6 protein-coding genes are annotated in these 12,931 nt (G+C 38.7%); all 6 read left to right on the top strand.

Annotation, left to right across the window (positions count from 1 at the left end):
- Positions 1 to 89: 89 nt before the first annotated feature.
- Entirely contained in the window at positions 90 to 2,249 is a 2,160-nt protein-coding gene (locus ACOFKR_RS08610) for an FUSC family membrane protein (RefSeq protein WP_419800394.1), read from the top strand.
- Positions 2,250 to 2,857: 608 nt separating this feature from the next.
- Entirely contained in the window at positions 2,858 to 4,381 is a 1,524-nt protein-coding gene (locus ACOFKR_RS08605) for a DUF6377 domain-containing protein (RefSeq protein ID WP_419800393.1), read from the top strand.
- Positions 4,382 to 4,923: 542 nt separating this feature from the next.
- Complete coding sequence (locus tag ACOFKR_RS08600) at positions 4,924 to 8,058, top strand: SusC/RagA family TonB-linked outer membrane protein (protein ID WP_419800392.1); 3,135 nt, start codon at positions 4,924 to 4,926, stop codon at positions 8,056 to 8,058.
- Between the two features lie 23 nt (positions 8,059 to 8,081).
- Entirely contained in the window at positions 8,082 to 9,899 is a 1,818-nt protein-coding gene (locus ACOFKR_RS08595; RefSeq protein ID WP_419800391.1) for a RagB/SusD family nutrient uptake outer membrane protein, read from the top strand.
- A gap of 311 nt (positions 9,900 to 10,210) precedes the next feature.
- Positions 10,211 to 10,993, top strand: coding sequence for a glycoside hydrolase family 97 N-terminal domain-containing protein (locus tag ACOFKR_RS08590; protein ID WP_419800390.1), 783 nt, complete (start codon positions 10,211 to 10,213; stop codon positions 10,991 to 10,993).
- A gap of 102 nt (positions 10,994 to 11,095) precedes the next feature.
- Positions 11,096 to 12,823, top strand: coding sequence for a glycosyl hydrolase family 28-related protein (locus ACOFKR_RS08585; protein WP_419800389.1), 1,728 nt, complete (start codon positions 11,096 to 11,098; stop codon positions 12,821 to 12,823).
- Positions 12,824 to 12,931 lie beyond the last annotated feature (108 nt).

The raw sequence follows: 12,931 nt of genomic DNA, 5'->3' as shown, positions 1-12,931 counted from the left end.
ATCGTCTTCACGATCATCATACAAACTCTTTTTAAAAACCTGTATTTTTGAACTATTAACCCAAAACCTGGTTCAGAACTTAATTTTACATGTCCGAATTGCAGTTGCCTATCCGTAAAATTTACGGCTTTTTTTACAGCCAGTATTTTTCTGATGGCTTGCGTATTACACTTGGCATACTCATTCCATCACTGTTGCTGAACCATTTTGACCAGTTGGCAGCCGGTATTTCAGTTGCACTGGGCGCGCTCTGTGTGAGCGTGGTTGATTTGCCCGGGCCAATATTGCATAAGCGCAACAGCATGATTATCTGCTGTTTATTGATTTTTTTGGTTTCGATGGTAACCGGTTATGTTGTACAGAACACGTTTTTGCTGGGGGTTGAAGTGATTGTTTTTGCTTTTTTCTTTTCCATGTTTGCCGTTTACGGTACACGCGCTTCTGCCATCGGAACCTGCTCCCTGCTAATCATGATTTTTATGATCGAAAAACGCTTAGAACCCAGCGAGGTTTTGCCCTCCGGTTTGCTGATTTTGGCCGGCGGCGTGTGGTATTCGTTATTTAGTTTACTGTTTTTTCAAATCCGGCCTTACCGCGCTGCACAGCAGGCTTTGGGCGAATGCATTACTGAAGTGGCAAAATATTTAAGGTTGAAAGCTGATTTTTATGCAGAAAAAACCAATATTGATGAAAACTATAAAAGCCTGATTTCGCAGCAAATTGCCGTAAGCCAGCACCAGGATGCCGTACGCGAACTGCTGTTTAAAACCCGCTCCATCGTTAAAGAATCTACCCATACCAGCCGAATACTAATTTTAACTTTTGTTGATTTGGTGGATTTGTTCGACCAGATTACTTATACGCACCATGATTATGCAAACCTGCGGGAAACTTACCGGCAATCCGGTGTTTTAGAGGAAATTTCGGTCCTGATCCATCAAATGGCCGATGAGCTGGAGCAGGTTGGTTTTGATGTCCAATCGCAAAAAAAACATTTCCGAAAAATTAATTATCTGCCTGAACTGGAACGATTGAAAACACATATCGACCAGATCAGCGTAGCCGACCAGGGAAAAAACTCTCTGTTTTTGAAAAAGATTTTAGTCAATATCCGCAACATCAGCCAGCGTTTGGTTGATATGGGCAGTTACACCCAAAATGCACCTAAAACTTTTGCAACCAAAACTTCCCATCTGGAGTTTTCGCGTTTTGTAACACACCAGGATTATGCGCCGCGCCTGTTTTTAGAAAACCTCAGCTTTAAATCAGCTTCTTTCAAACATGCTTTACGTGTGGCTATTGTATGCGGCATTGGTTTTATCCTGGCAAAAACAGTAGCCACCGGCCACCACAGTTACTGGATTTTACTCACCATCATCGTAATCCTGAAACCAGGTTTCAGCCTCACCAAACAACGAAATTCGCAGCGTTTAACCGGTACGGTAATTGGCGGTTTGATCGGTTTTCTGATCTTGTTTCTGATCCCCGACAAAACCGTTCAGTTTTTTATCATGCTTCTTCTGATGTTGTTCACCTACAGCTTTTTACGCTTAAATTACGTCATTAGCGTTATTTTCATGACGCCTTATGTATTGATTGTTTTCAGCTTTCTGGGAGTTGATTTTGTACACACTGTTGAAGAGCGTTTACTGGATACTTTTATCGGTTCTGCGCTGGCCTTCAGTTCTGTTTTTATAATTTTCCCAAACTGGGAATCCGAACAGCTTAATCAAAGTATGGGCAAAGTAATTGCGGGCAATCAAAATTACCTTAAAATTATTGTGGAAAGGCTGGAAGGAAAAACCATGAACATGGTTGAATATAAGCTGGCGCGAAAAGATGTTTATGTAGAATCAGGCAATTTGTCCGCCTCTTTTGAGCGCATGATTTCGGAGCCGAAAAGCAGGCAGAAACACCGGCAGGAAATCCATCGGTTTATTGTTTTAAACCATATGCTTTCCTCTGCCATTGCGGCCATTGCCGCAAATTTACCCGATAAAAACAGCATCAGTCTGCTTGCACAACTTAAAACTGCCAGCCATGCGCAACTGGTTTTAAAAGAAAGCATTAAAAAATTAGGACCATCAACCGCAGCTATTGCCGACAAAACGCCTTCGGCAGAAACTGTTGCTGACCAATTTATGGCGGATGAAAAACAGGTTGACGTTGTGTTTTTAGAAGATCAGCTTCGGTTTATCCTGAAAATCAGTAAGGATATTGCCAAAACCACCGATTTGATTTTAAGCTGATGCTGTTTTTATCGGCCTAAAACTTCTCTGTTAAATGTTTTTTAAGATAAAAGTTTCCGGCATTTCTTTAAAAGATGGATTTTTCTAAGATGAAATAGTGGTAAATCAATTTTTTGAGAAGCATATTGTTGTTTTACAACCTTTTAAATTTAATACTGAAGTTTATAGGTACGTTTTATTTTCATTCAAAAGTTTTTGTATGCTTCTTTTATCACATAAAAATTGGTGATTCTGTACAGATTTTTTATCATCAACATCTACAAAATCCAAATTTACAGGCATAAAAGAAGCATCGTAAAATCGTCAACAAAAATTAAAAACAGGCGCAAATATAATTTTCCGAATTACAGATGCTTTAATATTTATATCTTCTGAAATTGAAATTTTTTTGGAAGGTATTAATCGAACTTAAGTTGATCGCAATTATCCGGCGAAAAAAACAATGTAAATGAAGCATTACGGAGAAGTTATAAAAGAAGTATTATTTTTACTTTATATTACAATCTCAGGTTAGATTTTATTTTTACATGTACCGAATATTTCTTTTGATTACTCTTGTGTTTTCATTTCACAAAACTTTTTCTAACCAGCACGATGATAGCTTATTAGTGAAATTAAATAAAACGATCGAAGAAAAAAAACACTTTGATTCCGAGAAATTAAAACGTATTGAAATCCTTCATCAGCAATTAAATTTAAGTACAAACACCAGCTTAAATGTTCGTTATGCTATTTACGATAAGCTATATAATGAGTACAAAAGTTTTAATTATCATCAGGCTTTTAACCATGTGCAAAAGCTTAGGCAGATAAGTTATGCTTTAAAAGACCCGGTAAAAGAAGCACAAAGTAAAGTTGACCTTGGTTTTATTCTTCTTTCTTCAGGAATGTTTAAAGAAGCATTTGATTCGTTTAAAACAGTTAATGTAAAAATACTGCCTGATAGTGTACGGCGGGAATATTACTATCTTACAGCCAGAACTTATTACGATCTGGCTGACTTTGACAAAGATGATTATTATACGCCTGTATATAATGCTCAAGCGGGTAAATATATTGATTCGGCAACGGCACTAACAAGCAAAAATTCTTTTGAATATTTATATTACAACGGCCTTAAATATCTGAAATTAGGAAACACCGAAAAAGCAGTTGTCAGTTTAAAAACCCTTATTAGTAGATATCGTTTAAGCCCTCACGAATTTGCTGTGACAGCATCTACGTTAAGCGATATTTATATTAGAAAAGACCGACCGGACAGTGCTATCAACCTATTAGTCAGGGCCGCTATTGCGGATGTCCGTTCTTCAACCAAAGAAGCGGCCGCGATGCTAAACCTGGCCCAGTTGCTGTATCAGCAGGGCGATGTTCAAAACGCTTATGTTTTTATAAAACAGGCAATGGACGATGCTATTTATTACGGTGCACGGCAACGCAAAATCCAGGTTGGTGCTATTTTACCGGTTATAGCAGCCAAACAATTGAATTCTGTTGAAAACCAACGGCGGATTTTGCTTTTTTATGCTTCCTCGCTAACAGTGCTGGCTATTATTATCATCATTTTTGCAACTATTATTTACAAACAGCTTAAAAAGTTGCGTATTGCGGACAAGGTTATCATTGAGACGAACCATAATTTACAACAAAGTTTAAACAAGCTAAACGAAGCCGATAAGATCAAGGAAGAATATGTTGGCTATTACTTCAATTTGATTTCGGAATATATCAGTAAGCTGGAAAAATTTAAACGGTCTGTAGATAATAAACTAACTGCCAAACGCTATGAAGATATCAGGGTATTGATCGATAACATCAACCTGAACAAAGAACGCGAAGAACTTTTCTTTAATTTTGATAAAGCATTTCTAAAAATCTTTCCAAACTTTGTTAATGGTTTTAATCTACTTTTTGCCGAGAAAAACCAGATCAAACTTTTGCCGAACCAATTGTTAAACACCGACCTTCGGATATTTGCTTTAGTGCGATTGGGCATCACCGATACTGAAAAAATCGCTAATATTTTAGAATATTCTATAAACACCATTTACAATTATAAAGCTCGGATAAAAAGTAGGGCAAACATCCCGAAAGAGGAATTTGAACATGCAATAATGGCCATCAATGCCTTTTAACATTGTTTGATAATTTGGTGTTTTACCATTTTAGTTTATATATCTGCCGAAACCTTTATAGTTTAATGAATTGAAATACAGACCATTAAAAGAAAATTTTCTATTTACTGGTTTATATTTTGTTTTAAAAACTTGCATCCGCTGAAAATAACCATTTTCTTTGATACATCAATAAACGGCTGTTTGAAGTTTGTTTGTTTTACCTGATTATAAACCTGTTTTCTTGTGCTTTTTTTGGGATGCAGATCAAAATTATGGCTTATTGCCTGAGCACTTTTTTTGATGCCTGTTAATGGTTTTGCAAACATCAGAAACATTGAGGATTGTTTAAAATTTGTACAAGATATTCTGCTATACCCGGGATTGATAACAATGCTTCTTTTAGCATGTAAAAATTAGTGCCCACATTTTCGTTGTATAATAAACACACGAAACCCACTGATTTTTTATGTGCTAAAAGAAGCATAGAAAACAATATTGAAATTTTTTAAAAACGATCAAAAACAACGCTATCATTTTTCAAAACTAATTATTAACCGATTATGAATAAAAAACAATTACTAAAATTACTTTTCTTCCCCGTATTGCTGCTGTTTTCATTTACAGCATTTGCACAAATTACCGTGAGCGGAAAAGTTACTGATGACACCGGACAACCATTGCCAGGCGTAAGTGTAATTATCAAAGCCACAGTAAAGGGTACAAATACCGGGGTAAACGGTAACTATACAATTTCTGCTTTTGCAAATGATGTATTGGTTTTTTCTTCAATCGGTTATGTTAAACAGGAAGTAACTTTAAATGGCCGTACCCAAATTGATGTGCAGCTTAAAACGGATGTACGCACTTTGAATGATGTGGTGGTGATCGGTTATGGCACACAAAGAAGAAGGGATATTACCGGTTCGGTAGGGTCAGTAAATGGCAATACGTTTAAAGACCAGCCTATTACCAATCCGATAGCTGCTTTGCAAGGCAGGGTTCCTGGTGTTAACGTAGTCACAAACTCAGGCGCACCGGATGCTACCCCGACGATTACAATCAGGGGCTTGGAGTCTTTCAACCAGCCACCACCGTTATATATTGTTGACGGGATCCGCGTACCAGATGTGAGTAGTATTAACGTACAGGATATAGCCACAATTGATGTATTAAAAGATGCAAGTTCTGCATCCATTTATGGTGCATCCGCCGCAGGTGGTGTATTGATCATTACAACTAAAAAAGGGTCTGGTACAGGCACTAAACCAACGATAAATTTTAGTGCGCGTTATGGAATAACTAATCCTAAACTGGTCAACCTGTTAGATAAAGATGGTTTTATAAAGTTATTAAACATTGTTAGCCCAACAACTTTCGCCGGGGCCAACCGCCTAGACACTTTAGCTAATACGGATTGGGTGCATACCCTTTACCGCAAAGCCTACGAGCAAAATTATAACTTGTCAATTTCTGGGTCATCACCTGTGGTTAACTATTTGTTTTCGGGCTTCTACAACGGACAAAAAGGCATATTACTCAATAATTTCTCCAATATAGGAGGAGGCCGTATCAATACAGATTACAAACTCACTAAATTTCTTCAGATTGGGGAACAGGTAGCGTTCTCTCAGCGCCAGACTGCACCGCCAATTGGCAGTCAGGCTGATTTTCATAATGCGCCTTTCAGAACGCAACCGATCATACCGGTTTTTAACAGTTCTGGTACCGGATATGGTGGTGAGCCAACCGGTTATTTAGGTTTAGCTTTTTCCGGGGCCAACCCTTATGGTGCTATCCAATCTGCCCAGGTGCAAAATTCAAAAAACAACCTTCAGACCAATGTTTACGCAGATGTTAAATTACCTTTTCACTTAAATTTTCGCACTAATATTGGGTATAATTATTATTTGGAAACGCAGGATTATTTTCAGAACAGCTATAATTTTGGTTCGGTTCAACAACCTAATAATGCTTTAAATAAATATTCTATCCAAAGCACACAATTGTTGACCAATTACCTGCTTACTTATAACCAGAATTTTGGTAAACATCATATTGATGCTCTGGCCGGTTATGAGCAGATCGTAAATAAATATAACAACATCAATGCAAACGAAACATCAGTAGGTTTACCAGGTTATGCTTTTATACAAACCAATGCTTCAGGTTTGGCTGTCAGTGGTCATTATGACCCAAATGGCTTAATTAAATCTCAATTTGGCCGTATCAATTATAATTATGCCAGCAGGTATTACTTGTCTGCCTCTATAAGGCAGGATGCTGATTTTACTAAATTTGGCCCGTCCAAACAACGTGGTGTGTTCCCTGCTGGGTCAATTGGCTGGAGTATCAGCGAAGAACCGTTTTTTGACCCGCTTAAATCAGCCGTAGGTTCACTAAAATTCCGTGCCAGCTATGGTTCATTGGGCAATAGCGCGATCCCTCCATATCTTTATACAGCGGCTTACAGGCAGTTTACCAGCACAGCAGGTGTTTCGGCAGGTGGGCAAAACTTCGCACCCGGAGCCCCGCTCACTATAGCGAACACTATACCCGGCATCCCAAACCCTAATATACACTGGGAAACCACTACAGAAACCAACTTTGGTATTGATGGAGAGGCTTTAGGCAGTAAATTATATTTCACAGCAGAATACTATAATAAAAACACGAAGGACATGCTTTATGGTTTACAGTTGCCTACAAGTTCTGGTTTTACTGCGCCTTTTGTTACCAATATAGGTAAAGCAAATAATCGTGGTTTTGAATTTTTAGTGGGCTATCGTGATAAGATAGGAAAACTTGGTTTCGACGTAAGTGCTAATGCAGGCTTTAACAAAAATAAAGTAATCAGCCTTGACGGTACGGCAACAAGTTCGGTCTCCGATGGTTATAACTTCTATAATAACGGTGATTATGGCTTTAATGCCATGCCTAACCAAACGATTACGATTACCAAAGCAGGCCTTCCTTTCGGTTCATTCTATGGTTACAAAGTGTTAGGTATATTTAATAATGACGCTACTGCTGCCAAACAATCTGTCAATGATATCAAAAACATAGCACACGCAGGTGATTTAATTTATCAGGATACAAATGGTGATGGTGTTATCAACGCTAATGACCGTCAGATAATCGGTAACCCAAACCCTAAAGTAGTTTATGGTATCAACGTACACCTTAATTACCAAGGGTTTGATCTGGCTATGTTGTTCAATGGTGTTTTAGGTGTTCAATTGTTCAATGGTGTTAAAGCTTACGAACAATATCGTTTTGCTGATGGTAATACGACCAGCCAGGTATTTAATGATTCCTTCTTGGGGAACAATGGTTTAACTTCGCAACCTCGTTTAGGGATACCTACTGCTGGTGGTTTTACTTTAGACCCTAATCAAAATTACACTTCCGTAAACAGTTATTTTGTGGAAAATGGCAGCTATCTTAAACTTAAAAACGTTCAGTTAGGATATACGATTTCAAACAACATGTTGAAAAAAGTAGCTGTTAAAAACTTACGTGTGTTTATTATGGCCAATAACCTTTTTGTTATTACTAAATACACCGGTCTTGATCCTGAATTGGGAAGTGCTTATACTCCGAGTGGTGCTGGTAATGTAACTACACGCGGGCTTGATATACCAACCAATTACCCGCAAACCAGAATTTACTCTATGGGTATTGATGTAAACTTTTAATGCTTACTACAAAAATTATAACTATGATAAAGAAACTATATATAGCACTGTTGGCCATTGGCTTGATCACCAGTTGTAAAAAAAGCCCTTCCCTGCTAAGCGCAACGGATGTGTACAGCACAAATAATTATCCTGCATCTATTAGTGATCTAAACAGCGTTTTAGCATCCAGTTATTCTGCACTTCGCGACCCTGGACTTTTCGGTTTTAATTTTTTACCGAAAGCATTATCTAACTCTATGCACAGCGTAAACTCTGTTTTTAACGGCGACCAAGGCTGGAATGAAATGGCTGCCAACAATCTCACCGTTGGCAACTCGCACTCCAGCGATGCCTGGGGAGCATTGTATTCCGGTATAAAAAATTGTAATGTACTTATTGCAGGTGCAGATCTGTATAATGCAAAATATGCCAAAGCAAGCGATACACAAAACGTTAATTATATTTTAGGCCAGGCCTACTTTTTACGTGCTTACTACTATTTTCAATTAGAATGTTTGTTCGGCGAAAAATATGTGGTAGCAGGTGGTGCTAATGATGCTGGTATGGGTGTGCCTATTATTGCAACTGTACCGCCTGATTTGGCCAGCACACAAGTTGTACGCAGTTCGGTTAAAGATGTATGGATTTTTATTGAATCAGACCTAAAACAATCCGCAACATTACTTAAAGGAAAAGTATGGACAGGAAATGATGTTGGTCGTGTTACAGAATGGTCAGCTAAAGGTTTATTAGGCAAGGCATACGTTTTTACACAGGATTGGGCTAATGCCAAAACTACTTTACTTGATGTAATCCAGAACAGCGGTAAAACTTTAATGCCTTTTTCCAAATACCAGGATGCTTTTAATGGAAACAATACCAACGAATTTAACGAAGAATCTTTATTTGAATTAAATATCGACCCTAACTCGCAAGGTGGTTATGGCATTTACAGCCCTGCAGCCAACGCCACTTCAATTGATGGCTTAATTTGGGCTCCTTTTGTATTAGGCGGAGATGGCACTGAAGGCGGTGCTTATCCAATGGGCTATGGCAATGAGTTTTTTCACGATCAGAACGTGTTGCGCTTTGGTTATCCGCTCGGCACTAATTACAGTTTGGTAGCTAACCCGAAGTATAGTGCAGCCATCGGCCCAAAATACAATAATCCAAAATTGGTTATAGACCCTGTTTATAAACAAGCGGCTCTGCAAGTTCGTGCGAACAAAACAGCTGATCCTCGTTTATTTGTAAACGCCTTGCAGCCTTGGGTTGATTCAATTAGGTTTGACGGTGTAAATTATGCCCCTGCGGCAAAGCCCAACTTTTACGCAGGCAATACCGGCGTGTATGGTTGGGGTGTAAAAAAATATGCGCCCATTACTTATAACGAAAACGTAGGTTTAAATAATAATGGTGTAGCTGATGCCTGGAATTACTACCTGTTGCGTATGGCCGATATTTATCTGCTATATGCCGAAGCCTCGATAAGCAGCGGCGATAATGTCACCGGTTTGGAATATGTCAATAAAGTTAAGCGCAGAGCTTATGGTTACGCAATAAATACAATTTCTCCGGTTGATTATAAATCGCTTTCGGATAATACCGTTGCCAAAAGTGATCCTGTTTTAGGTACTAAACCTTTATATTACGAACGTTGGGCAGAATTATTTAACGAAGGCCATTGGTGGTATGATGTATGCAGATGGCGGATTGGCCCATCCGAAGCCGCTTACTTTAAAACAGCTATCAATGTAAATGGGCCGCTCAGCTTCAACGAGGGTAAATCTTATTCTTGGCCCATTCCGATCAACGAGTTGAACAGCAACAGCAAAATCAAGCAAAACCCAGGTTATTGATAATTAACCTGGGGGCATTGAACACAAGCTTATAATTTGTTCAGGCTTTATGTTTACTTGATTAAACTTAACCCCGGAAAAAAATAATGCTTCTTTTATCGGCAAAAAATCCAGTGTTTGTACCCTGCAAACAATGCATAATTTTACCCGGTAAAAGAAGTATCAAAAATGATCAACATCAATTTGAACTGGCTTGAAACAACACACTTAAAAATCTTCCAAAAAACTTATCCGAATACAATCTGCCGATTACTTCCCAATATTATTTGAACTTCAACCCGAATAATATTGGGCAATTTAATCAACAAAAAATGAAAAAAATATTCGCCCTTTTACTCGGCCTTTTTTCCGCTAACCACATAATTGCACAAAATAGCGGTTTAAGTGCAAGTTTGGATATGGTTAAACTTGAATTTAAGCTAAACATCGGAAAACCGGAATATTTGGTTTACTACGGCAGAAAACCTGTTATCAAACCCTCTGAAATGGGTTTTAAACTTACAAACAATACTTCTTTTACCAATAGTTTTATCATTTCATCTTCCGAAACCAAAACTGTGGATACAACCCGGAGTCCGGTTTGGGGCGAAGCAAACCATATCCACAACCATTATAGGCAGCTCACCGTTCATCCGAAACAAAATAATCCTGGCAGGGCAATCGATATTGTTTTCCGTGTATTTAGTGATGGCGTTGGTTTTAGATATATATTTCTAAACCTTTTAGCTTCTAAGTTGACACTGAACTTAAATGACCCTTCCAAATTTGAAAATACTTCCTGGATCAAGCCGATGAAATTTGTTGGCGTTTGGTGGGAAATGCAAACCGGCAAAGGCACCTGGGCTTATTCCTGCTCTGATTATTTATTGGCCGATGGCAAATTGATCCCGACCGGGATTCACATTGCCAATACAGCGAATGTAATACGTTACATAAATTTTGCCGATAAAAACAGTATCAAAGGTTTTTTGGTAGCAGGCCGGAACACCGGCCGGGAATACTGGTTTGGGTTCCGGAAAGAAAATTTTTTCAGTTTTGTAACGTCTTATCCTGATTTTGACAGCAAGGAGCTTACGCGGTATCAAAAGGCGTAAAATGATCATGCACAATGAAACTTCCAGCTCCGCGACAGATTATCAACGGCAACTGGACACCGCGTTTAAATACATGAAAAAGTCTTAAATTTTAACAAGATCATGAATATCAAAAACAAATGCCTGATTATCGTTCTGGTTCTTGTCACCTCTGTTTGCTTCGCTAAAGAAAAATACGGCGCAACTATTCCCTGGACGACCTTTGAAGCAGAGCAGATGAAAACAACCGGAACAGTCCTTGGGCCAAAGTACGGGCCTTATCAAGTCGAAACAGAATCATCCGGACAAAAGTGTGTAAAGCTTAGTGCCAAAGGGCAGTTTGTAGAATTTACTTCCACTGTTATTGCAAACACAATGGTTATCAGGTATAGTCTTCCTGATAAGAAGGAAGGCAACGGCCTCAACGCTACTTTAGGTGTTTACAGAAACGGAAAGCTTGTAGGGCGGCAGCTGATTTCATCGCGTTATTCCTGGCTTTATGGCAAATATCCCTTTACTAATGATCCTTCGGCCGGAAAAGCAAGGAATTTTTATAACGAGGTCCGAATCACTAATGTTCAGATCAAAAAAGGAGATCTGATAAGGATACAAAAAGACGAAAGCCAATCAGGTGAAGCTCAATACTGCATTATTGATCTTGCTGACCTTGAAAACGTTGCACCGGCATTAAAGGCACCTGCAAATTCTTTATCCGTTACCGGTAAAAACTTTTTGGGAAGTGATTTTAAGGATGATTATACAGCAGCATTCAGAAATTGTATAGCTGAGGCTGCAAAAACCGGAAAAAGTGTTTGGATCCCGACCGGAACATTTAAAATTACCGGGGATATTGTTGTACCTGCAAATGTAACCATTCAAGGAGCCGGAATGTGGCATACAATTTTAACCGGAGACGAAACACTTTACACCGATGCAACCAAGCGGGTGCGGATAATAGGTAATGGAAATAATATCCATCTTTCTGATTTTGCGATCATTGGCAAACTAAACTACAGAAGTGACAGCGAAGCCAACGATGGCATAGTCGGCTCTTACGGCACCAACTCTACTATCTCGCGCCTTTGGGTTGAGCACACAAAAGTCGGCATGTGGATCGAAAATTCCAGTAAACTGAAAATTACCGATTGCCGGATGCGGAACACCATTGCCGACGGGATAAATTTTTGTGTCGGGATGAACCACTCCACCATAGAAAACTGTACAGCCCGGAATACAGGAGATGATTGCTTTGCCATTTGGCCAACTACCTTTATGAAGCAGGAATTTTCACCGGGATATAACCTGATAACGCATTGCACTGCCCAGCTACCTTTTTTGGCCAATGGGTCAGCAATTTACGGCGGCGACAGTAATAAAATCGAAGGTTGTTTATTTACAGATATTTCTCAAGGTTCGGCCGTTTTGATCAGTACCACCTTCCCTACCGAAAGTAAAGATAATAACATCAATAATAACTTTAGCGGAACAACGGTTATTGCAGATTGCAAAATAAAGGCCAGCGGTGGTTTTGACCACGAATGGGGCTGGCGCGCTGCAGTAGAAATTTGTGTGGATAAAAGAAGCATTTCAGGAATAGAAATCAATAACTTAACTATCACGAACAGTTTATCTAATAGCATAAGTGTGATTGCGAAAAACGAGGGCGAAAAAGTAGGCGTACTATCCAATACTGTTTTGAAAAACATCAGCGTTTCTACTTATGGAATTGCTGCAAAAGATAAACATGATTTGTTTATTTCTGCAAATGCGCATGGTAGCCTTGTCATAATAAACTCTCATTTCCCTGACCTGAAAAATGAATCTAAAAGTTTTGCTTTAAGTAGAAGATAAATTTATAAAAAACCCAAATCTCGATTGGCGGATCTTAAATCAATTTTTCATAATCATTCATTAAGAACTGTTTAAATTGATGTCGAAAAAAATCACCGTGCTTCTTTT

Source organism: Mucilaginibacter sp. (assembly GCF_965201005.1).
Classification (GTDB): Bacteria; Bacteroidota; Bacteroidia; order Sphingobacteriales; family Sphingobacteriaceae; genus Mucilaginibacter_A.
This window is presented reverse-complemented; position numbering and strand designations above follow the sequence as displayed.

Bases quoted from the DNA above. Each gene is read 5' to 3' on its own strand.
- ACOFKR_RS08610 (WP_419800394.1), top strand. From the start codon at position 90: ATGTCCGAATTGCAGTTGCCTATCCGTAAAATTTACGGCTTTTTTTAC.
- ACOFKR_RS08600 (WP_419800392.1), top strand. From the start codon at position 4,924: ATGAATAAAAAACAATTACTAAAATTACTTTTCTTCCCCGTATTGCTG.
- ACOFKR_RS08595 (WP_419800391.1), top strand. From the start codon at position 8,082: ATGATAAAGAAACTATATATAGCACTGTTGGCCATTGGCTTGATCACC.
- ACOFKR_RS08590 (WP_419800390.1), top strand. From the start codon at position 10,211: ATGAAAAAAATATTCGCCCTTTTACTCGGCCTTTTTTCCGCTAACCAC.
- ACOFKR_RS08585 (WP_419800389.1), top strand. From the start codon at position 11,096: ATGAATATCAAAAACAAATGCCTGATTATCGTTCTGGTTCTTGTCACC.